Origin of the sequence: Streptomyces sp. SID12501, from assembly GCF_010550245.1 — a bacterium.
Classification (GTDB): Bacteria; Actinomycetota; Actinomycetes; order Streptomycetales; family Streptomycetaceae; genus Streptomyces.
In genome coordinates this window covers 108,335-132,710 of record NZ_JAAGLU010000029.1, presented here as the reverse complement: position 1 = coordinate 132,710, position 24,376 = coordinate 108,335, and the positions used below count along the sequence as shown (strand labels likewise).

19 protein-coding genes and 2 pseudogenes are annotated in these 24,376 nt (G+C 72.6%); 14 read left to right on the top strand and 7 right to left on the bottom strand.

The annotated features are described in order from the left end of the window. The first annotated feature begins 33 nt into the window (after positions 1-33). On the top strand, positions 34-543 hold the full coding sequence (locus G3I71_RS31130) for a flavodoxin domain-containing protein (RefSeq protein WP_164319825.1): 510 nt from the start codon (positions 34-36) through the stop codon (positions 541-543). Positions 544-870: 327 nt separating this feature from the next. Next, a complete protein-coding gene (locus G3I71_RS31125; RefSeq protein ID WP_164319784.1) occupies positions 871-2,616 on the top strand; it encodes a GAF domain-containing protein in 1,746 nt (581 codons plus the stop codon). Between the two features lie 100 nt (positions 2,617-2,716). Here the strand turns inward: G3I71_RS31125 and G3I71_RS31120 are convergent. After that, a pseudogene (locus tag G3I71_RS31120) lies at positions 2,717-3,004 on the bottom strand (helix-turn-helix transcriptional regulator); the annotation flags it as partial. A 204-nt stretch (positions 3,005-3,208) separates the two neighbouring features. Here G3I71_RS31120 and G3I71_RS31115 point away from each other — a divergent pair. The 3 genes from G3I71_RS31115 (at position 3,209) to G3I71_RS31105 (ending at position 7,199) form a co-directional block, all read left to right on the top strand. Then, a complete protein-coding gene (locus tag G3I71_RS31115; RefSeq protein WP_164319783.1) occupies positions 3,209-3,853 on the top strand; it encodes a DoxX family membrane protein in 645 nt (214 codons plus the stop codon). Between the two features lie 170 nt (positions 3,854-4,023). Further along, complete coding sequence (locus G3I71_RS31110; RefSeq protein WP_343243124.1) at positions 4,024-4,791, top strand: HAD-IA family hydrolase; 768 nt, start codon at positions 4,024-4,026, stop codon at positions 4,789-4,791. A 2-nt stretch (positions 4,792-4,793) separates the two neighbouring features. Then, positions 4,794-7,199 (top strand): glycoside hydrolase family 65 protein, encoded by a 2,406-nt coding sequence (locus G3I71_RS31105; RefSeq protein ID WP_164319781.1) that lies wholly within the window; start codon positions 4,794-4,796, stop codon positions 7,197-7,199. 74 nt (positions 7,200-7,273) lie between these two features. Here the strand turns inward: G3I71_RS31105 and G3I71_RS31100 are convergent, their stop codons facing one another. The 3 genes from G3I71_RS31100 to G3I71_RS31090 form a co-directional block, all read right to left on the bottom strand. Beyond that, the gene (locus G3I71_RS31100) at positions 7,274-7,930 is read right to left on the bottom strand and encodes a pyridoxamine 5'-phosphate oxidase family protein (RefSeq protein WP_343243123.1); all 657 of its coding nucleotides are present in this window, start codon (positions 7,928-7,930) and stop codon (positions 7,274-7,276) included. Between the two features lie 35 nt (positions 7,931-7,965). Then, the gene (locus tag G3I71_RS31095; protein WP_164319779.1) at positions 7,966-10,653 is read right to left on the bottom strand and encodes a cation-translocating P-type ATPase; all 2,688 of its coding nucleotides are present in this window, start codon (positions 10,651-10,653) and stop codon (positions 7,966-7,968) included. 119 nt (positions 10,654-10,772) lie between these two features. Next, entirely contained in the window at positions 10,773-11,381 is a 609-nt protein-coding gene (locus G3I71_RS31090) for a hypothetical protein (protein ID WP_203731824.1), read from the bottom strand. Between the two features lie 139 nt (positions 11,382-11,520). On the opposite strand from G3I71_RS31090, the pseudogene G3I71_RS51465 reads away from it, so the two are divergent. Further along, positions 11,521-11,766, top strand: a pseudogene (locus G3I71_RS51465) (aminopeptidase P family protein); the annotation flags it as partial. Between the two features lie 9 nt (positions 11,767-11,775). Here the strand turns inward: G3I71_RS51465 and G3I71_RS31085 are convergent. Next, a complete protein-coding gene (locus G3I71_RS31085; RefSeq protein WP_164319777.1) occupies positions 11,776-13,986 on the bottom strand; it encodes a protein kinase in 2,211 nt (736 codons plus the stop codon). Positions 13,987-14,155: 169 nt separating this feature from the next. After that, the gene (locus G3I71_RS31080) at positions 14,156-15,631 is read right to left on the bottom strand and encodes an IucA/IucC family siderophore biosynthesis protein (protein WP_164319776.1); all 1,476 of its coding nucleotides are present in this window, start codon (positions 15,629-15,631) and stop codon (positions 14,156-14,158) included. A gap of 239 nt (positions 15,632-15,870) precedes the next feature. On the opposite strand from G3I71_RS31080, the gene G3I71_RS31075 reads away from it, so the two are divergent. The 3 genes from G3I71_RS31075 to G3I71_RS31065 are packed head-to-tail and all read left to right on the top strand — an operon-like array spanning position 15,871 to position 19,549. Further along, positions 15,871-17,388 carry an IucA/IucC family siderophore biosynthesis protein gene (locus tag G3I71_RS31075; RefSeq protein WP_164319774.1) on the top strand — a complete coding sequence of 506 codons (1,518 nt, stop codon included), beginning with the start codon at positions 15,871-15,873 and terminating at the stop codon, positions 17,386-17,388. A gap of 47 nt (positions 17,389-17,435) precedes the next feature. Then, complete coding sequence (locus G3I71_RS31070) at positions 17,436-18,704, top strand: VWA domain-containing protein (protein WP_164319772.1); 1,269 nt, start codon at positions 17,436-17,438, stop codon at positions 18,702-18,704. Then, entirely contained in the window at positions 18,704-19,549 is an 846-nt protein-coding gene (locus tag G3I71_RS31065; RefSeq protein WP_164319771.1) for a hypothetical protein, read from the top strand. The genes G3I71_RS31070 and G3I71_RS31065 overlap by 1 nt, the downstream gene beginning before the upstream one ends. Positions 19,550-19,630: 81 nt before the next feature. Here G3I71_RS31065 and G3I71_RS31060 read toward each other — a convergent pair whose 3' ends face one another. Next, positions 19,631-20,278, bottom strand: coding sequence for a helix-turn-helix domain-containing protein (locus tag G3I71_RS31060; protein WP_164319769.1), 648 nt, complete (start codon positions 20,276-20,278; stop codon positions 19,631-19,633). Positions 20,279-20,364: 86 nt separating this feature from the next. Between G3I71_RS31060 and G3I71_RS31055 the strand changes: the two genes are divergently transcribed. The 5 genes from G3I71_RS31055 (at position 20,365) to G3I71_RS31035 (ending at position 24,375) form a co-directional block, all read left to right on the top strand. After that, the gene (locus tag G3I71_RS31055; RefSeq protein WP_164319768.1) at positions 20,365-21,573 is read left to right on the top strand and encodes a pyridoxal phosphate-dependent aminotransferase; all 1,209 of its coding nucleotides are present in this window, start codon (positions 20,365-20,367) and stop codon (positions 21,571-21,573) included. Positions 21,574-21,621: 48 nt separating this feature from the next. After that, entirely contained in the window at positions 21,622-22,167 is a 546-nt protein-coding gene (locus G3I71_RS31050) for an HAD domain-containing protein (RefSeq protein ID WP_164319766.1), read from the top strand. A 91-nt stretch (positions 22,168-22,258) separates the two neighbouring features. Continuing rightward, positions 22,259-22,918, top strand: coding sequence for a hypothetical protein (locus tag G3I71_RS31045; RefSeq protein ID WP_164319764.1), 660 nt, complete (start codon positions 22,259-22,261; stop codon positions 22,916-22,918). Positions 22,919-23,033: 115 nt separating this feature from the next. Continuing rightward, the gene (locus tag G3I71_RS31040) at positions 23,034-23,456 is read left to right on the top strand and encodes an acyl-CoA thioesterase (RefSeq protein ID WP_164319762.1); all 423 of its coding nucleotides are present in this window, start codon (positions 23,034-23,036) and stop codon (positions 23,454-23,456) included. Between the two features lie 103 nt (positions 23,457-23,559). Beyond that, a complete protein-coding gene (locus tag G3I71_RS31035; RefSeq protein WP_164319760.1) occupies positions 23,560-24,375 on the top strand; it encodes a chitosanase in 816 nt (271 codons plus the stop codon). Position 24,376: the final 1 nt, after the last annotated feature.

Genomic DNA, 24,376 nt, shown 5'->3' with positions numbered 1-24,376 from the left:
CACGACAAGGCCATGAGAGGAAGGCGCACCGTCATGCCGAACAAAGTGCTGGTTGCCTACGGAACGACGAACGGTTCGACCGCGCGGATCGCCGAGACCATCGCAGAAGTCCTGCGCAAGGAGGGAGTGTCGGCCGAGGCCGTTCCGGCCCGGTCCGTGACGAACGTGGAGTCGTACGACGCGGTGGTGGTCGGCGGCGGGCTGTACGCGGGGCGCTGGCACAAGGACGCCCGCCGCTTCGTCCGCCGGCACGGCCGAACGCTGGCCGGGCGCCCGCTGTGGTTCTTCAGCAGCGGCCCGCTCGACGCCTCGGCCTCGGAGCGGAACATCCCGCCCGTACCCGGAGTGAAGCGGGCCATGGTCCGGCTCGACGCCAGGGAACACGTCACCTTCGGGGGCTGCCTCGAAGAGGGAGCGAAGGGATTCGTCGCGCGGAAGATCGTCTCCTCCGGGAAGGGCGGAGACTTCCGCGACTTCGACCAGGTCGAGGCGTGGGCCACACGGATCGGCGCCGGGTTCACGGCCGAGTCGCAGAGGATCTGAACCAGGCAGGCCTCCCCCGTCCCCGTGCGCCGCGCCGGAGGACACGACCGCAGCCGCTTCGCCGAGGAGCTGCGGTCGTCCCACTCGGCCTCGACGTCCACGGCCTCGACGCTCACGGGCACGTCGGTGCGTCACCCGTGAAGCACGGCGAGACGGCGAGACGGCGTGCTGGAACGGGCGTCGTGCTTGAAGGAACGGTCCGCGCCACCGAGATGCCAACCTGACCTCGGCCCGTCCGGCGGCCATGTGGAGGCCCCCCGGACAGTACGGTGAAGACAGGGCAACCGGTTCGATCCGCCCTGTCTGCTGTGTCGGTCGGAGGAAGTCATGAGCGAGGATCGACGCGGCGGTACCGAGGAGCATGTGCCCAAGTTGCGGCTCGATGAGCTGCTGGGCGAGCTGCAGGTGCGCATCGACGCGGTACGCGGGACCCGGGACCGCCTGCACAGCCTGCTGGAGGCCGTCCTCTCGGTCGGGCGGGAGCTCGACCTGCCACAGGTGCTGCGCAGTATCGTCGAGGCCGCGGTGGTGCTGGTGGACGCCGAGTACGGGGCGCTGGGCGTGATCGGCGGTGACCAGAAGCTGTCCGAGTTCCTGACCGTGGGCATCGGCGAGGAGGGTCGCTCGGAGATCGGGGCGCTGCCCAGCGGGCACGGGCTCCTCGGAGAGCTGATCCGGCACCCGTCGCCACTGCGGCTGCCGGAGCTGTCGGAGCATCCGGCGTCGTACGGCTTCCCGGCACACCACCCGCCGATGCACTCCTTCCTCGGCGTACCGATCCGGGTGCGCGACGAGGTCTTCGGGAACCTCTACCTCACCGAGAAGCGCAGCGCCCGGGAATTCGACGTGGAGGACGAGTCCGTACTGTCGACGCTGGCGGTGGCCGCCGGAGTGGCCATCGAGAACGCGCGGCTGTACGAGGAGACCATGCTGCGCGAACGCTGGCAGCGGGCCAGCGGCAAGGTCACCAGCATGCTCCTGACCGGCGCGCCGAGCGTGGACGTGCTGGAACTGATCGTCGACGAGGCCCGGAAGATCGTATCCGCCGACATGGGACTGATCGCGGAGCACGTACCGGGCGAGGAGACACTGCGGCCGGCCCTGGCTGTCGGCCTGGGCCGAGAGGAGCGCAGCGCTCTGGTGCTGTCCGCGCGGGACGGTTTCGTCGGAGCGGCACTCGGCGCGGCGGCGCCGGTGGTCAGCACCGACATCGAGCACGACGCGCGCACGGGCGAGGACGAAGCCCAGTGGGCCGGGCTCGGACCCGTGGTCGCGGTGCCGCTCGGCGCCGGCGGCAAGGCGCGGGGCGTGCTGTTGCTCGGTCGCGTGCCGACCGGCACGCCGTTCGGCGACGTGGACACCGGGCCGCTGCTCGGGTTCGCCGACCAGGCGGCACTCGCCCTGGAGCTGGCCGAACGACGGCGGGACGCGGAGCAGCTCACGCTGCTCCAGGACCGCGACCGCATCGCCCGCGACCTCCACGACCTCGCCATCCAGCGGCTCTTCGCAGCCGGCATGACCCTGCAGAGCACCCAGCGCTTCATGGAGCACCCCGAGGGCATGGAGCGGCTGACGCGGACCGTCGACGACCTCGACGACACCATCAAGATCATTCGGTCCACGATCTTCGGACTGCGCACCCACAGCGGGGTCGGGCGCGAGAGCGACGGCCTGCGCGGCCGGGTGGCCGAGGTGGTGAGTGCCTCGGCCACGTCACTCGGTTTCCCGCCCGCACTGCGCATCGAGGGGCTCGTCGAGACCGATGTCCCCGGCGACATCGCCGACCACGCGGTCGCCGTGCTCGGCGAGGCCCTCAGCAACGCCGCCCGGCACTCCGGAGCACAGGCGGTGGACGTCCGGCTTCAGTGCACCAGGGGCGAGTTGACGCTCACGGTGACGGACGACGGCTGCGGGGTGCCGGGGGACGCCGGACACAGCGGGCTGAAGAACATCAAGGAGCGGGCCGCCGCCCTCGGCGGAACCCTGACACTCGGCGAACGGCCGGAGGGCGGCGGCACCCGGCTGGTGTGGCGGGTTCCCGTGAGTGCGGACGGTGTCACGGGCAGGGGCTGACCGCGAACGAGCCTGACCGCGGAAGTCCGCGGCCCCGCCGGTCCGGACGACGAGGCGGTGCGAGTCAGGGCAGGCCAGGACAGGACAGGACAGCGCGGACTCATCGCGCCGGGCGGTCGGGTGAGGCGGGCTGTTCGAGATGGCCGGCCAGGACCGCCGCCTGGACGCGGCGCTGGACACCGAGCTTGGCCGGCAGCCGGGAGATGTGGTTCTTCACCGTCTTCTCGGACAGGCAGAGCTTCTTGCCGATCTCACGGTTGGTGAGCCCGTCCCCGAACAGCGCGAGGATGTCCCGCTCGCGGGGTGACAGGCCGGCGAGCTCGGGTGCGGGTGCCGGTACCTCGGTGGGGTCCGCCCGCAGGGAGCGCATCAGGCGGGCGGTCGTCGCCGAGGGCGGCCGTGACATGGCGGACGTGCTCGGTCACGAGCTCTTGCCGGTCCGTTTCCGAACAGGGACGTTCGGCCCCGTGACGGTACCTGTCGGCCCCTGATGGTCCGACGGTTCCGGACGGGACATTGAACTCAGGACGACGACGGCACGCGGACAGATACCGCGCCACGCCTACCAGAGCCCCGGACAGGGATGAGCATCATGGCGGTACACGAAACTCCCGGCCCGCACACGGGTTTCCCCCTCCCGTCGCGACACCGGGCCGGGACGGCCCGAAAGGCCGACGACACCACGGCGGACACGACCGACACGACGACCACGACCGCCGCGGCGACCCGCGCCCGGGTCTTCGCGGGGCTGCGGATCGTCACCGGGTTCGTCTTCCTGTGGGCGTTCCTCGACAAGGCCTTCGGCTGGGGCTACGCCACCGCGTCCGGCAAGGGCTGGATCGACGGTGGCTCGCCCACCAAGGGCTTCCTCAGCGGCGTCGCCGCCGGGCCCATGGAGTCCACCTTCCACTCCTGGGCCGGGGCCGGCTGGGCGAACTGGCTGTTCATGCTCGGCCTGCTCGGCGTCGGCCTCGCCCTGGTCAGCGGCATCGCGCTGCGGCTCGCCGCGGTCGCCGGGACCGCCCTGATGGCGTTCATGTGGATCGCCGAATGGCCGCCCGCCAAGGCGCTGTCCGACGGCACCCCGAGCATGTCCACCAACCCGATCGTCGACTACCACGTCCTGTACGCCGCCGTCCTGATCGCCCTCGCCGTCGCCTCCGCCGGCACCACCTGGGGACTCGGCAGGACCTGGGCCCGCCTCCCCGTCGTCCGCGACCACACCTGGCTCCGCTGACACACCGCCCGCACACCCGGGACCCCGCCCTCGACGGCAAGCAGAGGCACCGCCATGACCGTATACGCAGGCATCGACGACTTCGGCCGCACGGGCCGCGACAACCGCCTCCTCGACCTCCTCATCCTCACCGACCTCCTCTCCATCACCGAACACGCCGCCACCCGCCGGTGACCGCCACCGCCGGACAGACGCTGGTACCGCGCCTGCGGGCGGTCCGGGCCGTGGTGTTCGACACCGACGGGGTGATCACCGACTCGGCCCGGCTGCACGCCGCCGCATGGCAGGAGGCTTTCGACGCCTGCCTGGAGGCGGCGGGTGAGCAGCGCCCGTTCGACCCGGTGGAGGACTACCGGCGCTACGTCGACGGCAGGGCCCGGCTGGACGGCGCCGCCGCCTTCCTCACCGCGCGCGGCCTGCGGCTGCCGCCCGGCACCCCCGACGACCCGCCCGGCACCGGCACTGTGCGGGCCGTCGCCGCCCGCAAGGAGCAGCTGTTCGCACGACGGCTGGCGGCGGGTTCGATCGCCGCCTGGCCCGGCACCGTACGCCTGTTGCACGCGCTGCGTGCCGAGGGCGTGCCGTGCGCCGCGATCTCGGCTTCCCGGCACGCGCCGGAACTGCTGACGGGCGCGGGAGTACGAGACCTGTTCGAGGCCGTGGTGGACGGCAACGAGGCGGCCCGCCTCGCGCTGCCCGGCAAGCCCGACCCGGCGATCTTCCTGGAGGCGGCCCGGCGACTGGGCGTACCGGCCGGGGATGCGGCCGTCGTCGAGGACGCGCTGGCCGGTGTCGAGGCCGGCCGGCGCGGCGGCTTCGGCCTGGTGGTCGGCGTGGACCGGACCGCGGGGCCGACCAGCGCCGACGATCTGAGCGAGCACGGGGCCGACCTGGTGGTCGCGGACCTCGCCGAGTTGCTGACCACCACGGAGGCGTGACGATGCCGGACGACCGGACCTTGGGCTACGAGGGCTACGACCCGGCGGACGAGCGGCTGCGCGAGGCGCTGTGCACGCTGGGCAACGGCTACTTCGCCACCCGGGGCGCCGCCCCGGAGACGGCGGCAGGCCCGTCCCACTACCCCGGCACCTACGTCGCAGGCGTCTACAACCGGCTGACCTCGACCGTCGCCGGACGGCAGGTCGACAACGAGGACATCGTCAACCTCCCGAACTGGCTGCCGCTGCGCTTCCGCACCCTGGGCACCGGCGGCGACCGGCCAGGACCCTGGTTCTCGCCGGACGACGGCTCGCTGATCGAGTACCGGCAGACGCTGGACCTGCGTCGCGGCACCCTCACCCGGCGGATGCGGCTGCGGGACACCCGAGGCCGCCTGCTGACGGTCGACCAGGTCCGTCTGGTGCACATGGGCGATCCCCATCTGGCGGCGCTGCGCACGGAGTTCACCGCCGAGGGCTGGACGGGTGAGCTGGAGGTGGAGTCCGCGCTCGACGGCGACATCACCAACGCGGGCGTGGACCGCTACCGCGACCTGGACGGCCGTCACCTCACCGAGTGGCGCACCGGGCCCGCAGAGCCCGACACCATATGGCTGGACTGCCGCACCTCCGAATCCGGCATCCGTGTCGCGATGGCCGCCCGCAGCCGGACCGTGTCCGACACCCCGGCGGCGGTGCGGCTCCTCCCGGCGGAGCGCGGCGTCGCACACCTGCTGACACTGCCGATCGGGCCCGGCCGGCCCGTCGCCGTGGAGAAGACGGTGGCCCTGCACACCTCGCGCGACCCGGCGTCCGGCGATCCGCTGCACGCCGCGATCGGCCGGGTGCGGGGAGCCGCCGACTTCGCCGGGCTGCTGGCCTCCCACAGCGCCGCGTGGGAACACCTGTGGCAGCGAACGGAGTTGGACGTCCCCGGCGAGGCCGGCAGGATCCTGCGGCTGCACCTCTTCCATGTGCTGCAGACCCTGTCGCCGCACACCGCCCGGCTCGACGCGGGCGTACCGGCACGCGGGCTGCACGGCGAGGCGTACCGGGGACATGTCTTCTGGGACGAACTCTTCGTCCTGCCCTTTCTGAACCTGCACCTCCCGGAGGTCTCCCGGGCACTGCTGATGTACCGCCACCGCCGGCTGGGCCGGGCGGTCGGCGCGGCGGCCGAGGCCGGCCGTACCGGCGCCATGTATCCCTGGCAGAGCGGCAGCGACGGCCGTGAGGAGACCCAGACCCTGCACCTCAACCCCCGCTCGGGCCGCTGGCTGCCCGACCACTCCCGGCTCCAGCACCACGTGGGCTCCGCTGTCGCCTACAACATCTGGCAGTACTCCCAGGCCGCCGGAGACACCGATTTCCTGCACGGTCCCGGCGCGGAGATGCTGCTCCAGATCGCCCGCTTCTGGGCCGGCAGCGCCGTCTGGGACCCGGCCCACGACCGCTACCGGATCCGGGGCGTGGTCGGCCCCGACGAGTACCACGACGCGTACCCGGGCGCCGCCGTGCCGGGCCTCGACGACAACGCGTACACCAACGTCACCGCCGCCTGGGTGCTGTGCCGCGCCCTGGACCTCGCCGCCGCGCTGCCCGCCCCGCGCCGCCACGAACTGTTCGGGCGCATCGGGCTCGACCCGGCGGAACTCGAACTCTGGGAGGACGTCTCGCGCCGGCTGCGGGTGCCCTTCCACCGGGGCGTCATCAGCCAGTTCGAGGGCTACGGCGACCTCGCCGAACTGGACTGGGACGGCTACCGCGAGCGCTACGGCGACATCCGCCGCCTCGACCGGATCCTGGAGGCCGAGGGCGACACCGTCAACCGCTACCAGGCGTCCAAACAGGCCGACGTACTGATGCTCGGCTACCTCTTCTCACCCGCCGAGCTCTCCGGGCTCCTCGCCCGACTCGGCCACACCCTCGACGACGACACCTGGCGCACGACGGTGGACCACTACCTGGCCCGCACCAGCCACGGCTCCACCCTCAGCGGCCTGGTCCACGGCTGGGTACTGGCCCGCACCCGGCCCGCCGGGGCCTGGAAGTACGTCCAGGAAGCCCTCACCGGCGACATCGCCGACCTCCAGGGCGGCACCACCGCCGAAGGCATCCACCTCGGCGCGATGGCCGGCACCCTCGACCTCGTCCAACGCGGCCTCACCGGCCTGGAGACCCGCGACGACGCCCTGTGGTTCGATCCGGCGCCCCTCCCGGAACTGGCCGAGTACGGCTTCTCCGTCCGCTACCGGGGCCACCGGGGCATCGGCCTGAGCATGCGCGCCGGACACCTGCGCATCAGCGTCCCGGCCTCCGACCGGACGCCCGTCCACGTCTCCGTCGACGGCAGCGACATCACGGTCCCACCCGGCGCGACCCGCAGGCTCGACCTCCCGGGCCGCTGACCTCCCCGGCCGCTGACCTCGCGGCTGCGGCCGATCCGGGCGACCCGGGGCCCGTGCGCCCACTCCGCAACGGGTCAGCGGGCGGTGATCCGGTGTCCGGTGACCCGGTCCGGGGTGATGCGTACCCACAGTTCGCGGTCGCCGCCCGCCCACGGAGCCGAGTGGGCCGCGCCGACGAGGCGCCCGGTGGCGGCGGGGTCGGTGACCCATTCGGCACGGCCGACGACCAGGACGCTCCAGCCCTCGCTCAGCGCCTCGTCGATGTGGTCCACCTCGAAGGCGGCCTCGGCTCCGGCGGCCAGAGCGGGCGTGGTGCCGCGCGCGGTGCTGAAGGCGACCGCGCCGTCCACGACCGTGTAGTTGACCGGGACGATGGCCGGGCCGTCGGGCGTGGACACCGAGACGCGTCCCACGCCGTGGGTGGACAGCCGGGCCCAGCACTCCCCGGGGTCCAGCTCCGTCAGCTCGGGGTGGTAGGCCGCCCGCCCGATACCGGGAGGCAAGTCCGCGTCGCTGCCGCGCAGTTGGGCCACGGTGGTCTCCAGCGCTGCGGCCAGCCGAATCAGGAAACCCGTGCCCGGCGACGCGGTCGGCCGCTCCTCCACGTACCGCAGGTAGTCCGCAGCCGTACCCGCCCGCGCCGCCACCTGCTCCCTGGTGAGCCCCAGCTCCTCACGCCGCGCCACCACCCGCCGCCCGATGTCTCCGGGGTTCCTCATCGGTTCCGACACGGCCGATCACTTCCCTTCACCTTGTCACTCGCCGGTCACTCGCCGGTCATGGGACGGGCACCGGTCACGGGGTGGGAACCGTCCGGGCTCCCGACGGTCCGGGTGGACCGGCTCTCCGCGCGGGCGGTGCCGAATCCGGCCAGACCCGCGGCGAGAGCCGCTGCCAGACCGGGCCAGGACGGCGGCGAGGTCTCCAGAACGGCCCGCAGGAACGGCACGTACAGCGCGGCGACCGCCAGCCCCACCGCGGCCAGCACCGCCCAGGGCAGGAAGGGGTTCTCACGGGTGAACAACCGCTCCCGCAGCCCCAGTACAACGCCGAGCTGGGCGGCCAGCAACGCGAGGAACAGCGTGGTCTGCCAGGGCTGCCCGGTGTGCCGGACCCACAGTCCCGCGGCGAGGCTCGTGCAGGTGGCCACCGTGCCGAGGCGCAGTATCCGCTGCCACAGCCCGCCGCCGAGCACATGCTGCCCGGGCGGGCGCGGCGGGCGGCGCATGGCGTGCCGGGAGACCGGCTCGGCGCCCATGGCGACGCCCGTCAGACCGTGGGTGAGGAGGTTGATCCACAGGATCTGGCCGGCCCGCAGGGGCAGGGCGAGGCCGAACAGCGGGCCGAGCAGCATGACGAGGATCTCCGCGACGCCGCCGGCCAGGGCGTAGAGCAGGAAGCGGCGGATGTTGTCGTAGACCCTGCGGCCCTCCTCCACCGCCGTGACCACGGTGGACAGTTCGTCGTCGGCGAGCACCAGGTCGGCGGCCTGCCGGGCGACTTCGGTTCCCCGGCGGCCCATGGCCACACCGATGTCGGCCTGCCGCAACGCCGGGCCGTCGTTGACGCCGTCGCCGGTCATGGCGGTGACGGCACCGCCGACGCGCCATGCCTGGACGATGTCCAGCTTCTGCTGAGGAGTGGTGCGGGCGAACACCCGGACCCGGGTGAGGTCCAGGACCTCACCGGCGGCCAGCTGCCGGCCGGTGACCACCTCGTCGGAGGCGGTGTCGCCAGAAACCCCGTTGCCGGGGCCGAGGATGCCGACCCTGGTCGCGATGGCGCGGGCGGTGGCCGGATGATCGCCGGTGATCAGTACCGGGGTGATGCCGGCCAGTCGGCAGGCCGTGACGGTCGCCTCGGCCGCCTCCTTGGGCGGGTCGCTGATGGCCACCAGGCCCAGCAGCCGCAGCCCGGTCTCGGCGTCCTCGTACCGGGCCGGGAGGTCCGCGCGCAGGGCCGTTGCCACGGCCAGGACGCGGAAGCCCTCGGCAGCGAGCGCGGCGGCCTCCTTGCGTGCGCGTTCCAGCAGGTCGGGGCTCTCGTCCAGGGTCACGCCGTCGAGCACTGCCTCCGGCGCGCCCTTGAGACAGACCTCCACCTGGCCGGAGGGGGCGCGGTGCAGGGTGGTCATGCGCTTGCGGAGACTGTCGAACGGCACCTCGCCGATACGCGGGCGCGCGGGCAGCAGTTCGTCGCGGTCGCGGCCCGCCTTGACCGCGGCGGCCAGCAGCGCGGCCTCGGTGGGATCCCCGAGAGCGGTCCAGCTGTCGGTGCCCTCAGCCCCGTCCGCGCCCTTCGTACTGCCGTTCCCGGGTGGCCGCAGCGAGGCGTCGTTGCACAGTGCCGCCGCCGTGAGCAGGTCCTGTACGGCACGCAGCGCGGCGGGGTCTGGGGGCCCGCCGGCGACCAGGACCTCACCGGCGGGCCCGTAGCCGGAACCGGTGAGCGCGGCCGTGCCCCGGGTGGTCCAGACCCGTTCCACGACCATGCGGCCCTCGGTGAGGGTGCCGGTCTTGTCGGTGGCCAGCATGGTGACCGAGCCGAGGGTCTCCACCGCGGCCAGCCGCCGTACCAGCGCGTGGCGGGCGGCCATCCGCCGGGCACCGAGCGCCAGTCCGAGGGTGACCACAGCGGGCAGCGACTCCGGTACGGCGGCCACGGCGAGGCTGATCGCGACGACCGCCATGGCCTGCGGCGACTGGCCGCGGACCAGGCCGAGAACGAAGACGACCAGGCACAGACCCACCGCCACCAGGGCCAGCACCCGGCCGAGACCGGCCAGTCGGCGTTGCAGCGGGGTGGGTTCGAGGTGGGGGTGCAGCAGGGCGGCGATACGGCCGAGAGCGCTGTGCGGCCCGGTCGCGGTGACGGTGGCGACGGCCCGGCCCCGCACCACGACGGTGCCCGCCCGGAGCCGTGCGGCGTCCGGGTCGTCGGCCCGCACGTCCTTGTCCACCGGCACCGACTCCCCGGTCAGCGCCGACTCGTCGACCAGCAGCGCCGACGACTCGGCCAGCGCCGCGTCGGCGGCGACGATGTCACCCTCGCCGAGCAGCAGCGCGTCGCCCGGTACGACGACGGCGGAGGCCACCTCGCGCTCGGTGCCGCCTCGCAGCACGCGGGCTGTCGGGGCGGTCATGGCGGACAGCGCCGCGACAGCGTTGTCCGCGCGTACCTCCTGGGCCACCCCCACGGCGGTGTTCGCCACGATCACCAGGGCGATGACCACCGCGTCCGCGTAGTCCCTGGTAGCCAGGGTGAGCACCACGGCCGCGAGCAGGATCAGGATCATCGGATCGCGCAGTTGCGCGCCGATCCGCGACCGCAGCGCTATCCGGCGCTGCGCGCCCAGCTCGTTGGGCCCGCATTCCGCCAGCCGCCCGGCGGCCTGGTCGTCGGTGAGACCCGCCGGGGGCGCGAGGCCGGGGGCAGGCGCCGACTGAGCTGTCATGGGTTCTCTCCGGGTTCGATACGGTGCCGCCGGTAGTGCGCGGTCTCGGGGGCGTGCACCCGGCATTCGCGGGGTGCGTGCCGGTCCCGGCACGCGATCACCACTGCTGTCCGCCGCCGTCACGGCGGCGGAACCGTCGGGCCCTCCTGCCCGGAGCCCGGTGCCTTGTCAGGCCTGCTTCCGCTCCACCGGGGACCGGTGAGGGCCCACTCCCGCTCCCACCGCCCCGCACGGTGCCGGTCCAGCCCCATCCGTACGGCCTGACGGCCGGCCAGCAGCAACAGGGCGACACCGCTCGCCGACAGCATCCCGGCGAACGCGGACAGTGCGACGGCCTGCCCCGGAGTGAGCGGCGCGCTGACCAGTCGGCCCCGCCCGTCCGTCCAGATCACGGTCCTGGTGCCCGCCCCGCTGCCCGCCCCGACCCGTACCCCCGCCGTACGGACCGAGCCGTCGGACGCCGTCCACCGCACAACCGCCCAGGTACGGGCATACGTGCCGGGCCCCGGATCACCCGCGTCCTCGGTCAGCACGGCGGAGGTACGGTGCCACTCCTGGCGCTGCTGGAACAGCACGCTGCCGACCCGCACCGAGCACAAGGCTCCGGCCAGTGGCATTCCCACCGCCATCACCACGGACGTCACCAGGACCACCCATGCCTCGACGGCATCCGAGCGGCGCCTGAGCGGACTGCGCCGCCACCGCCACCACCTCACCTTCGTGCCCATGGCCGACCCCGCTTTCCGAACACGGCGGCACGGGTGCCCCTCAGCGACGGTCGCACACACACCACGTACCGGAGCAGGGCCCATCGGCCCGGACAAGAGGCCGATCGGCCCCGTTCGGCCGCCGCCGGAGACCACCGGGATCACCGGCTGGACCGAGACAGAGGACCCGTACGCCCTGATCGCCGCCCGGCTGCCCGGCCGTAAGGCCCGTGTCGCTGTGGACGACCACATGTGGGCCGAGAAGACGACCGCTTTCCTCACCGCACTGCCCGGCACCCGGCAGGCACTCGCCGGAGCGGTCCTGAACGCGCTGCGGATCCGCAAGACACCGGCCGAGGCGCTGCGCCGGGCCGGGGCAGGGCAGGGCAGGGCAGCGATCGACCGGGCACCGGCCTCAGTTCCAGGAAGGATGCCCCTCCGGTGTGCTGCCGGTGGTGAGCTTGCGTTCACCTGTGCCGTCCGCGCGGACCGCCCAGACCGCCGGCCGCTCGAAGGGCCCTCGGACGAAGGCCACCCACTTGCCGTCCGGTGACCAGACCGGGTCCATCTCCTGGGCGGCCGTCTGCACCAGTGACATGTCTTCGCTGCCGTCGGCCTTGGCGATGCGGATGTCTCCCCCCGTCCCCTCGCCGGGTGCTCCGGCGGTGTACGCGAAGTAGCGGCCGTCCGGGGACCAGACGGGGTCCAGCGCCCGCCGGGACTGGTGGGTCACCTGCCGGGGTTCGGCGCCCGGCTTTGCCGGATCGACGACGTGGACCTGCCAGCCCGACGTCTTCTGCAGGCAGACGGCGATGAGCTTGCCGTTGGGGGACCAGGCCGGGTCCTCCACCTTCCCGGAGCCGGTGGTCAGTTGCTGCGCGGAGCCGTCCGAGACGTTCACGGCGAACAGCTGCTGCACATCGTCCGCGCGGCGCAGGACGGCCAGTCGCTTGCCGTCCGGGGACCAGGAGACACGGCCGCCCGAGATGGCGGCGATCCGGCGGACGCCGGAACCGTCCGCTTTCGCCGTCCACACGGCCGACCCGTCCGCCGTCTTACGGGTGAACGCGAACGACTCGTGGTCGGGGGACCACTGCGGAAGGGCGTCGCAGGTCCCGTCGATCAGCTGTTTGGGGTTGTCCGTGGTGGAGTCGCGGCGGCCGATCACGCTGTGACATTCCGACGATCCGGGGTCCCTGTCCAGCCGGACCAGCAGCGGGTCGTCGGGGAACGCGGCGGGGGTCGATCGCCGGGCCGACGGCGAGGCTCCCCCGGTGTCGGCATCGGCGTCGCCGCCCTTGCCGGAACCGTTCCAGGGTTGCCACACGAGCAGCCCCGCGACGGCCGCCGCGACCAGCAGCGCCGCTACGGCGACCGCCCCTCGGCGCCCCCTCCGTACCCCGGCACCGCCGGGCGGGACCGGGGCCGGTGCGAGGACCGGCGGGGGCCCGAAACCGGGGCCGGGCGGCGACTGGACGGTCAGGGGGTAGGAGGCCACTGTCCGGCCCTCGGCAGGCGTCGGCGGGGCGGACGTGGCGGGGCGCGGGTCGGTGGCCAGGGTCTGCTCTTCGGCGACCGGTGGCGCGGACACGGTCGCGCGCGGGTCCGTGGCCAGGGCCTGTCCATCGGTGACCGGCGGCGCGGACACCGTCGTACGCGGATCGATGGCCGGCGTCTGTCCTTCGCCGGCCGGAGGCGCCGACACGGTCGTGCGCGGATCGGTGGGCACTGCCGACGGGCGGTCCGCCGCCGTGAGGTACGCCGCAGGGGCCTGCCTCCGTATGATCGCGGTCGCCTCGGCGGGGAGCCAGGCGTCCGACGGATGCCGGACCGTGAGCTGGTCGAGGAACTCCGACGGGCCGGGGCGGTCGAGCGGGTCCTTGGCCAGACAGGCCGCGACCAGTCCGCGCAGCAGGTCGGGCACGTCCGTGAGGTCCGGCTGTTCGTGGACGACGCGGTAGGGCCAGGCGGCCGACCCCCCGTCGCCGAAGGGAGCGCGGCCCGCCGCCTGGCTGAGCACCACGCCCAGGGCGAACATGTCCACCGCGGGAGTGAGCGTGCCGCCGGTGAGCTGCTCCGGCGCGAGGAAGCCGAGCGTGCCGATCTGGAACCCGGTCTGGGTGAGGGCCGAACCGTCGAGGGCCCGCGCGATGCCGAAGTCGATGACCCGGGGGCCGTCCTCCGCGACGATGATGTTGGCGGGCTTCAGATCGCGGTGGATGACCCCGGCCTGATGAATGGCGGCCAGTGCCTCGGCGAGGCCGGCGGCCAGCACGGTGAGCGTGTCCGTGGGAAGGGGGCCCACCTGGTCGAGCAGGTCCCGCAGCGTGGGGCCGGGTACGTAGGCCGTCACCAGCCAGGCCGGCTCGCCCTCCGGGTCGGCGTCCACGACCGGCGCGGTGTGGAAGCCGCCGACTCGGCGGGCCGCGGCCACCTCGTCGGCGAATCTGCGCCGGAAGCCCGGATCCGTGCTCAGTTCGGGCCGTACGACCTTGACGGCCACCGCCCGGCCCGACCGCGACCGGCCGAAGTAGACGACGCCCATTCCGCCCTGGCCGAGCCGTCCGACCAGCCGGTATCTGCCGTCCCCGACAGAGGCGGGATCACCTGCTCCGAGCGGTTTCATGACTCCCCCATCTCACCTCTGCGGCCCGGCTGCGGGAACTCATCGTCCCGACCCCCGTCCCCGTCGAGCGGCCGTGATCAGCCGCGAGGCTCCCCATTGCCGGACATCAGTCTAGATGTTCCGCTCATGACGTCATCGGGTCCGAAACGGTTCCCCTTCCCCCTCCGGTTCACCCCGCCAGCGGATTCCGCAGCGGCAGATAGCGGGCGTCGGCGCCGTCGGCTCCGGTCCAGCGCAGCAGCAGGTTGGTCTTGCCGGGCAGGGTGGGCGAGGCGAGGAGTGCGGCGACCTCGGGGAGGTCGTGGCGGGACAGCTCCCGGCGTACGGCCTGCCAGGGGTCGAAGCCCGGGTGGCGTTCCCTCAGCACCTCCGCGACCTCCGTGAGGTGGTTGACGACCAGGCAGTACACGAGCCGCTCCCAGCCCGCCGCCCGCGTCACGTCCGGCAGCAGCTTCACGCCCTCCGCGTCCCGGTACAGGGCCTGTACGGGGGTTCCATGGGCGTCGACCACGATCAGGCAGTTCTGGAGGTGGGCCTCGATGACGACGCCGTACCGTGCGAACAGTTCGACGACCGGTGGCACGGCACAGCGCAGATACGCCGTCCACCAGGCGGCCGGGTCGGCGAGCCCGTCGAGCGGGTTGCCGTCGAAGCCCTCGACCAGCGCGGCGGCGAGCAGCGGCGTGGCGCCCGGCACGACATGGTCGCGCAGGCCGTCGCGGACCAGGACCGCCAGCTCCTCGAAGGCGAAGTCGGCGGTGCGGTAGCCCCGATCGCTGAGCCAGACCGGCCGGCCCTCGGCAGCGGCGACGACCGCCGCGTCCGTGCGGCGCAGTGCCAGCAGGTCGTGGCGCCACAGCCGGCGTACGTCGTTGGTGATGCGGACGTCGAGGCTGAACTTGACGAAGACGTCGTGCTCGGGCGCGTACAGCGTGCGGATCGCCGCCGTGGGCCAGGTGTCGAACGCGGTCGTGCCCAGCCGGATCAGCCGTCCGTCCGAGAAGGCGTCCGCCAGGCTCGGGCCGACGAGGTCGAGCTGCCACGGGTGGACGGGCAGCAGCCGGTAACCGGGCGGGGCCGTGCCGAAGGCGTCGAGGGCGGACACATCGCCCTCCTCGGCCATCGCGTCCTCCCGCACGCCCAGCAGCACCAGCGGGAAGGCGGCGTACGCCTCGGGCGCGTACGGCAGCCAGCCCGCGACCGGGCCGCCGCCGCGCGCCTTGGGCGCCGGGTGGTAGGGGTGCCCGGTGAGAAGGGACTGCTCGGAGCGCCGGTACCGGTCCTCGGGCGGCGTGGTGCGGTCGCGAGCGGTGAGCAGCGCGGCGACCGCGTCCCGGCTGTCGGCCATCTCGGCGGGCAGCTCGGGGTTGGACAGGCCGGTGTACGCCTGGAGTGCCTCGGCCACGAGCTTGACGAGTTCGGCGTGGCCGACCGGGTGCCAGACGCCGTCGCCCGTGTTCACCTCGGGCGCCGCGGGCCGCCGTGCGCCGCGCACACGCAGCAGGCGCTCCCCGCTCGGCAGCCGGTACACGCGCGGCTCGCCCGGGCCGGGGACCGGTTGGGCCACCTCCCGGAGCAGGCAGTTGAGCAGGGGCGCGGTCGCGTACGCGTCGGCGCGCGCTCCGATGCCGTCGTGCGCGGGCATGGCCGGAGGTGCGGTGGGAGCCGGGGGTGCAGCGGCGGCTGGGGATGCGGTGGGGGCCGGGGGGGCGGTGGGGGGCCTGGTGGGGTCCACGCGTTCCCTCGTTTCTTACGGTGCTCTCCTACGCTCGCGGTTTCCCGCGGTGCACTGTCGATCAAGTATGTCTGTCGTCGTCCACGCCCGTTCACCAGCACATACCCGCGCCCAAACCCGCACCCGTACCCCCACCCGAGGAGCCCGCCGTGCACCGTCCCTCCAGCGCAGAGGCCGAGGTCGCCGACGAACTGGCCGCCGTCCGACCCGAGCTCGTGTCGCGGTACGCGGCCGAGCTGCCCGGCGCCCGGGCCGCCGTGCTGACCCGGCTGTGGCGGGCGCTGGTCCACGAACCGCTGCCGTGGATCACCCACCGCGAGAACGGCACAGGTCTCCTGCTGACGGACGGGCGCCGGCTCGAGGGCCCGTACGCCGATCCGTACGCCGTCGACGGCCGTGTCACCGACGTTCGGCTCGGGACGGTGTCGTACGACGATCCGGCGCGGCTGATGACGGACCTGGCCGTCCCGCACGGACCCGCCTTCGCGGCCGAACTCGGCCACAGTGTCGCCTCGTTGGCCCTGTCACGCGCCGGCCAGGACAGTGCCCTGCATGCCCCCGTGACCGGCTGGGAGTGGGAGCAGCGGGTCGTCGACGGTCACCCCTTCCACCCCAACTGCCGTTCCCGGCCCGGGTTCTCGGTGGCCGAGCAGCTCGCGTACGGGCCCGAGCACCGGCCGGTCGTGGAGCTGGCGCTGGTGGCGGCGGACGACTGTGCCGTGCGGGGCGAGTGGCCCGCGTGGCTGCGGGACGGGGGACGTCCGCTGATTCCGGTGCACCCCTGGCAGGGGGCACATGTGCTCCGACTCCCGAGCGCGGGCCGCCTGTCGGCGCATCCCTTGATGTCCCTGCGCAGCCTCGCCCTCCCGGACGGCGGACCGCACCTCAAGACCGCGTTGAGCGCTCGGCTCACCTCCTCGGTACGGGACATCTCGCCGTACTCGATCGAGACGGCGGCGACGGTGTCGGCGTTCATGGAGTCGATGGCCGCGCGTCTCGACGGGCTGCTGCACATCACCCGCACGCTCGGCGCGGTCACCGCCGACTCCCCCGATCTGGCGGCGGTGTTGAGGGAACCGCCGGACCTGTACGCGGACTCGGGGGCGGGCGAGTACGTCGTTCCGGTCGGGGCCCTGGCCGCCACAGAGCTTCCCCGATCACCCTCCTGGCTGGCCGAGTTCACGCGTCTCGCGCTCACCGTCGGGCTGCGGCTGCTCGATCTGGGCGTCGCCCTGGAGGCACACGGTCAGAATCTCCTCGTCGTGCTGTCGGCGACCGGGGACCCCCTGCGGCTGGTCTACCGCGACCTCGCCGACATCCGCGTCAGTCCGGCCCGGCTGGCCCGGCACGGCATCCCGGCGCCGAAGCTGACCGGACGGATCGTCACCGACGACGAAATCACCCTGCGCCGCAAGCTGTTCGGCTCGCTGGTGGCGGGGGCACTGGGTGCGACGGCCGGTTCGGAGACGGCACTGCGGGAGGCGTTGGAGACGGCCGTACGAGGGCTGCCGCGCACGCCGGATCTCCTGGCGTTGCGCGAACAGCCCCTGCCCACCAAGGCGTTGACCCTGATGCGGCTGTCACCGAACACGCCCGGCGACCTGTGGACCCAACTGCCCAGCCCTCTGGGCGAGGTGGCGGGAGGGGTGAAGCGGGGTGGCCACTGATGGGCCCCGTTTTGAAGCGGGTCACCCAGTGTCAATAGGATCCATCGATGATCACAAGACAACGGCTGGCGGCGGGCGCCTGCGCCCTGCTCACCGCCCTGGCGGCCGGGATCGCGGTCCCGGCCGAAGCCGTCGCCGACGAAACCACCGCACTCGCACCCAAGGTCAACCTCCTCCTCGACGTCAGCGGTTCGATGCGAGCCCGGGACATAGACGGCCAGTCGCGGATGGCCGCGGCGAAGCAGGCGTTCAACGAGGTGCTGGACGCGACACCCGAGGAGGTCCAGCTCGGCATCCGCACGCTGGGCGCCAACTACCCCGGCGACGACCGCAAGGAAGGCTGCAAGGACACCGCGCAGCTCTTCCCGGTGGGTCCGCTCGACCGCGTCGAGGCCAAGACGGCGGTCGCGACGCTCACGCCCACCGGCTGGACGCCGATCGGCCCCGCACTGCTGAAGGCGGCGGACGACCTCGACGGCGGTGAGGGCACCAAGCGCATCGTGCTCATCAGCGACGGCGAGGACACCTGCGCACCGCTCGACCCGTGCGAGGTGGCCCGGGAGATCGCGGCCAAGGGCATCGGCCTCACCATCGACACCCTCGGCCTGGTCCCGAACACCAAGATGCGGCAGCAGCTGAGCTGTATCGCCGAGGCGACCGGCGGGACCTACACGTCGGTCGAGCACACCGACGAACTCGCCGACAAGGTCAACCAGTTGGTGGTCCGTGCCGCCGACCCGGTGGTGACGCCGGTGGCCGTCGAGGGCGCGGCCGGGTGCACGAACGCTCCGGCGGTGAAGTCCGGTCTGTACACGGACCGCGAGGAGTTCGGACAGCAGCGCTGGTACCGCGTCGACGTCCAGCCGGGCAAGGAACTGCGCGCCTCGGTGAGCGTGTCGGCCGACCGGGCCGTCAACCCCGACTACGGGGTGCTGCTGCGGGCGGTGACCGCGCACGGCCGTGAGATCGTCCGCGGCGAGGGCAACGGAACCGGCCGTACCGACGTCATCTCGACGGGCCTGCGCTATGCGAAGGCGGAGGCCGACGACGAGGATGACGAGTCGGTGGCCGAGACCGTGTGTCTCCAGGTCACCAACTCCTTCTCGGCGGCCAGTGGTGTGAAGTCCACACCCGGTCTGCCGCTCGAACTGACCGTCGACGTCGTCGACGGCCCGAGCCAGGCGAGCGACGTGGCCTCCTTCGGCCTCGGCCGCGGCTGGTGGCTGCTGGGCGCGCTCATCCTGTTCGGCTTCCTCACGGGTGTCCTGTGGGGCTGGATCTCGCGTCTGCGGGTCTCGGTATGGAGGACCAACTGATGCGAGTGACGCGAGTGATGCGAGTTCACAAGAATCAACTGTCGCGCGGTGCACGCGCGTTGGGGTCGGCCGTGCTGATGCTCGGGCTGGCCGCGACCCCGGCCGTCGCCGACGCCTCGCCCTCCGCGAGTCCTTCGGACGGGAGCTCGGCCCCCACCTCCGCGGGCACGTCGTTCCGTACGGCGACGGAGATCGACCAGGGCCAGCAGGCCACCGCGAGCGGCTCGGCGGGCGACTACCTGTACTGGTCGTTCCCCGCGGACGCCGGTCAACGCCCCACCGTCAAGGCGACGGTGAAGCTGCCGGACACGCACGCGTCCGAGACGTGGCAGCTCGACGTGTACGACGGTCTGCGGCGCCGCCAGGCCTGCCAGTACGGCGCCCAGACCCGCACCGCCGCCTCGGGCACCGCGTCCGTGGAGCTGGCGTGCACCCTGCGCACGGTCCGCGCCTGGTCGGAGCAGTGGGCCAACGACCCGCTGCCGGGCACCTATTACCTCCGGCTGACGACGGTGAACCTCGCGACCTCCGACCTCGGCCTCCCGGTCGGCGCCGAAGTGCGGGTCGACTCGAAGGACATCGGCGGTGCGGCGGCCGTGGACGGTTCGCTGGCCGAGCCGCTGGTGCCCGGGATCGCGGTCAAGTCCGAGGACACGGAGGACAGTTCGACGACGTCCGCGGTGCTGTCGAGCATCGAGCCCGACGACGGCTGGTCCAGCGGCTGGTGGTCCGACCGCTGGGTCTGGACGGCGCTCGGCGGCGCGCTGGCCGCCCTGGCGGGCGTCGGCGGCTACGCCCTGACGCGCGGCTCGGGCCGGCCGAGGCAGGTTCCGCCGGGAGCCTGATCGACAGCTGACGGTTCGTCACCATGCCTGCCGCGCAAGGTCGCGCGGCAGGCATGTGCCGTATCAGGCCTCGTTTGCGGATCAGGCCTCCCGCAGGGCCTTGGCGAGTGTTCCCTCGCCGGTCACCTCGATGCGCCCGTCCCGTACGGCGTCCAGCACGCCGACATCCCCCCGGCCGATCGCCGCACACGTCCCGGTGTCCATCGACAGGCGGGCGTCGGGCTCCTCGGGGGCGGGCCCGGCGCCGTACACCGGACCGTCCTCCGCGCCCACGTACAGGTGGAACTCGCCTTCCTCCAGCCGGACTTCGACGATCCCTGCGCCGCCCACCCCGCCGCCCACCGCATCCAGGCCGCGCAGCAACGGCAGCGCGAACCAGTGCGCCCGTACGGCGTCCGTCGCACGTCGCTCGCCCAACTCGGGCGCGCCCCACTCCCCCAGCGCCTGGAGCACCGGCAGCAACCGCCTGCCCTGGCCGGTGAGTTCGTAGACGGAAGCGGCCCCCGGCGGCGGCAGCCGGCGTCGGCTCGCGAGGCCGTCCCGCTCCATGTCCTTCAGCCGCGACGCCAGTACGTCCGTGCTGACGCCCGGCAGATCCGCGTGCAGGTCGGTGTAGCGGCGCGGACCGGCCAGCAGCTCCCGGACGATCAGGAGAGTCCAGCGGTCGCCGACGGCATCGAGGGCGCGAGCGACGGAACAGTACTGGTCGTAGCTTCGGCGAGGTGACATGCGACGCAGTCTAGACATGTTGTTGGACTTTCCAAGCTGATACTTGGTAAAACCAAGCAACACACAAACCGGAGGGGCGTAAGCGCATGGAGTTCCGGCAGTCCAGCAAGCTCAGCGAGGTCTGTTACGAGATCCGCGGTCCGGTGATCGAGCACGCCAACGCACTGGAGGAGGCGGGCCACAGCGTCCTGCGCCTCAACACCGGCAACCCCGCGCTCTTCGGCTTCGAGGCGCCGCCGGAGATCCTCCAGGACATGATCCGCATGCTGCCGCAGGCCCACGGCTACACGGACTCTCGCGGCATTCTCTCCGCCCGCCGGGCCGTCGCCCAGCGCTACCAGGAACGCGGCCTGGAGGTCGACGTCGATGACGTCTTCCTCGGCAACGGCGTCTCGGAACTGGTCTCGATGGCGGTCCAGGCGCTGGTCGAGGACGGCGACGAAGTCCTCATCCCCGCCCCGGACTTCCCCCTCTGGACGGCGGTCACGACCCTCGCCGGCGGCAAGGCGGTCCACTACCTCTGCGACGAACAGGCCGACTGGTACCCGGACCTGGACGACATGGCGGCGAAGATCACCGACCGCACCAGGGCCGTGGTCATCATCAACCCGAACAACCCCACCGGCGCGGTCTATCCGAAGGAGATCATCGAGGGCATCCTCGACCTGGCCCGCCGCCACGGCCTGATGGTCTTCGCCGACGAGATCTACGACCAGATCCTGTACGACGACGAGGTGCACCACTCCGCCGCCGCACTCGCCCCCGACCTGGTCGTCCTGACCTTCTGCGGCCTGTCGAAGACGTACCGGGTGGCCGGCTTCCGCTCGGGCTGGCTGGTGGTCACCGGCCCGAAGCAGCACGCGCGCAGCTACCTCGAAGGCCTGACGATGCTGGCGTCGATGCGCCTGTGCCCCAACGCGCCCGCACAGTACGCCATCCAGGCCGCGCTCGGCGGCCGGCAGTCCATCTACGAACTCACCGCTCCCGGCGGCAGGTTGCGCGAACAGCGCGACCGCGCGTGGGAACGCCTCAACGAGATCCCGGGCGTCTCCTGCGTCAAGCCGAAGGGCGCGCTGTACGCGTTCCCGCGCCTCGACCCGGCCGTCCACAAGATCCACGACGACGAGAAGTTCGTCCTGGACCTGCTCCTTCAGGAGAAGATCCAGGTCGTGCAGGGTACGGGCTTCAACTGGCCCTCCCCCGACCACTTCCGCATCCTCACCCTCCCGTACGCGGACGACCTGGAGGTGGCGATCAGCAGGATCGGGCGGTTCCTGAGCGGTTATCGGCAGTAACGCCCGCGGGGGCGGTCAGTCGCCGTCCGTCATGGGTAACCCCTCCCCATGACGGACCGACCACTGCTCCTCCTCGACGTCGACGGCCCCCTCAACCCGTTCGGCGCCCGGCTCCTGCGCCACCGGGGCTATGTGACCCGCCGGGTGCACCCCACCAACTGGTCCGCCCGGCAGAAACCGGGCTCCCGGCGGCTTCGGCGGGGCCTGCGGATACGGCTGCACCCCGGTCACGGCGCCCGGCTGCTGGCCCTGCCTTACGACCTGGCGTGGGCCACGACCTGGATGCACGAGGCGAACGAGATGATCGGCCCGGTGATCGGGCTGCCGGCCGCACTGCCGGTCATCGAGTTCACCAACCTGTTCGCCGAGGAACCCGACGGGCTGTACTGGAAGACGCGGCGCGTCGTGGAGTGGGCCGACGGGCGCCCCTTCGTCTGGGTCGACGACATGATCACCGACCTCGATGTCCGCCATGTGGCCGAGCACCACACTGGGCGGGCACTGCTGCTGCGGATCGACCCGCGCAGGGGTCTCGGGGAGCGCGAGTTCGCCGAGCTGGAGCGCTGGGCTCGCGATGTCGGACCCTGGTCGTAGTCTTCGAGGAACGGCTCGAATCGACCGGGCGAACGGCTGACCGACCGATCGCCCGCGCCCGCATCGGCCGACGACCGGGGAGGAGTGCGCCATGACACGACCGCCGACCGCCGCCCAGCGACGCGTCATCGGCGCCGCCGAGCCCGTCACGGGACGGCTGCGGGGAACGGAGTTCCAGCTCGCCGCGCTGGTCGCGCGGGGGCTCGCCTTCCGGCACCCGCGGCCACCGCACGACCACTTCCTGACACCGACGGGCCATCGCATACGGGAGGAAGCGCAGCCCGCGGACACGCCTGCCGCTCCCGCGGCTCCCCCTGCTTCCGGGACCACCGGAGTGTTCGCCGCGCGGGTGGGCGGCGAGACGGAGACACCGGCCGCCGGGGCCGCCCGGACGCGTGAGGTGCACAGTGCCTGGACGGGGCTGCTGGAGCTGCGCCGGATGACCAATACGGACGGAGCCATGGACCGTCCGTGCGGTTGGGAGCGTACGCATCTGGTGCAGGCCGCCGCGTTGGCGCTGGAGGCGGCCGGCCACCGGCCCGAGGACGGGAGCGGGGGCGGGGGCGGGGCCAGTGGTGGCTACCGGGTGCGGGCGACCCCGCAGCCGGAGGCCGTCGCCGTGCGCGAGCCCGACGGCGACGCGCTGCGGGCCTGTGCGGCCACCCTGGAGAAGGCCGGCTGGCAGGTCGGCGAGTACACCGAGCCGCGTACCGGCACGCGCTATCTGCTGGCGTCGCCCCGACGGACGTAACGACCTTGTGCGCCAAGGCAGTTGACGGCAGTGAGCAACCGCTCAGTACCCTTGCCCCGTCCTGTTCGCCGTGAAGTCGCGAAGTCTGAAGTCGAGCCGTCGTGAAGGGGAAGTCGTGGCCGAACCGTTTTCCGTGCCGGTGACCGTGCGCGGGTACGAGACCGATGTGCAGGGACACCTCAACCAGAGCGTGTACCTCAACTACGCGGAGCACGCCCGCTGGGCGTTACTCCACGCGGCGGGCATCAGCCAGGCGGGGCTGACGTCCAAGGGCGTGGGTCCGGTGGCCCTGGAGACCACCATCCGCTATCAGCGCGAGTTGCTCGCCGGCGACGAGGTCGAGGTGACCTGCGACTTCGTCTGGGGCGAGGGCAAGACATTCCGTATCCGGCAGACGATCCGCAAGGCCGACGGCACGGTCTGCGCCGAGATCACGGCGGTCGGCGGGCTGATGGACCTCAAGGCGCGCAAGCTCGTCACGGACCCGAAGGAGTACTTCCGCGCACTGGCGTCGGAGCCGCGGCTGTTCGGACTCTGACCGGTACTCACAGCGACCTCCTACCGTCACCCCACGGCATTCCCAACTTGGTGCGCGACTCTCGACCTCTTCTTGCCGCGCCCTTCTTGGAGATCCCGTGCCGATGCTGCACAGAGCCGCCGCCCGTCGTACGTTGTTGGCCGCCCTCGGCGCCACCGCGATCCTGACCACCCAGCGGATCGCGTCCGGGGCGACCACCGAGGCGACCGGCAGCGGGCTCGACGACCCGGCCAAGAAGGACATCGCGATGCGGCTGGTGTGCAGCGCGGAGAACTCGTCCCTGGACTGGCGGGCGCAGTACAAGTACATCCAGGACATCGGCGACGGGCGCGGCTACACCGCCGGGATCATCGGCTTCTGCTCCGGTACGAGCGACATGCTGGCCCTCGTCGAGCTGTACACCGCGCGGGATCCGGACAACGTCCTGGCCGCCTACCTGCCCGCGCTGCGCGCGGTGGACGGCACGGACTCGCACGACGGCCTGGACCCGGGCTTCCCCGCCGCCTGGCGCAAGGCAGCGAAGACGTCCGTCTTCCGCGGGGCCCAGGACGACGAGCGTGACCGCGTCTACTTCGACCCGGCCGTCGCCCGCGCCAAGAAGGACGGCGTCGGCACGCTGGGCCAGTTCGCCTACTACGACGCGATGGTCATGCACGGCTCCGGCATGGACAGTCTCAGTTTCGGCGGGATCCGCACGCGGGCCCACGCGAACGCGGCCACCCCGGCAGACGGCGGCGACGAGACGACGTACCTGAACGCCTTCCTCGACGCCCGGGAATGGGCGATGCGGCAGGAGACGGCCCACACGGACACCAGCCGCGTGGACACCGCCCAGCGGGTCTTCCTGGACCAGGGGAACCTGAACCTGGATCCGCCGCTCGACTGGAAGGTGTACGGGGACAGTTACTACATCGGCTGAC

Excerpts from the sequence above, each read along its gene's own strand:
- G3I71_RS31130 (WP_164319825.1), top strand. The coding sequence starts at position 34 with ATGCCGAACAAAGTGCTGGTTGCCTACGGAACGACGAACGGTTCGACC.
- G3I71_RS31125 (WP_164319784.1), top strand. The coding sequence starts at position 871 with ATGAGCGAGGATCGACGCGGCGGTACCGAGGAGCATGTGCCCAAGTTG.
- G3I71_RS31115 (WP_164319783.1), top strand. The coding sequence starts at position 3,209 with ATGGCGGTACACGAAACTCCCGGCCCGCACACGGGTTTCCCCCTCCCG.
- G3I71_RS31105 (WP_164319781.1), top strand. The coding sequence starts at position 4,794 with ATGCCGGACGACCGGACCTTGGGCTACGAGGGCTACGACCCGGCGGAC.
- G3I71_RS31095 (WP_164319779.1), bottom strand. The coding sequence starts at position 10,653 with ATGACAGCTCAGTCGGCGCCTGCCCCCGGCCTCGCGCCCCCGGCGGGT.
- G3I71_RS31090 (WP_203731824.1), bottom strand. The coding sequence starts at position 11,381 with ATGGGCACGAAGGTGAGGTGGTGGCGGTGGCGGCGCAGTCCGCTCAGG.
- G3I71_RS31085 (WP_164319777.1), bottom strand. The coding sequence starts at position 13,986 with ATGAAACCGCTCGGAGCAGGTGATCCCGCCTCTGTCGGGGACGGCAGA.
- G3I71_RS31080 (WP_164319776.1), bottom strand. The coding sequence starts at position 15,631 with ATGCCCGCGCACGACGGCATCGGAGCGCGCGCCGACGCGTACGCGACC.
- G3I71_RS31070 (WP_164319772.1), top strand. The coding sequence starts at position 17,436 with ATGATCACAAGACAACGGCTGGCGGCGGGCGCCTGCGCCCTGCTCACC.
- G3I71_RS31065 (WP_164319771.1), top strand. The coding sequence starts at position 18,704 with ATGCGAGTGACGCGAGTGATGCGAGTTCACAAGAATCAACTGTCGCGC.
- G3I71_RS31060 (WP_164319769.1), bottom strand. The coding sequence starts at position 20,278 with ATGTCACCTCGCCGAAGCTACGACCAGTACTGTTCCGTCGCTCGCGCC.
- G3I71_RS31055 (WP_164319768.1), top strand. The coding sequence starts at position 20,365 with ATGGAGTTCCGGCAGTCCAGCAAGCTCAGCGAGGTCTGTTACGAGATC.
- G3I71_RS31050 (WP_164319766.1), top strand. The coding sequence starts at position 21,622 with ATGACGGACCGACCACTGCTCCTCCTCGACGTCGACGGCCCCCTCAAC.
- G3I71_RS31045 (WP_164319764.1), top strand. The coding sequence starts at position 22,259 with ATGACACGACCGCCGACCGCCGCCCAGCGACGCGTCATCGGCGCCGCC.
- G3I71_RS31035 (WP_164319760.1), top strand. The coding sequence starts at position 23,560 with ATGCTGCACAGAGCCGCCGCCCGTCGTACGTTGTTGGCCGCCCTCGGC.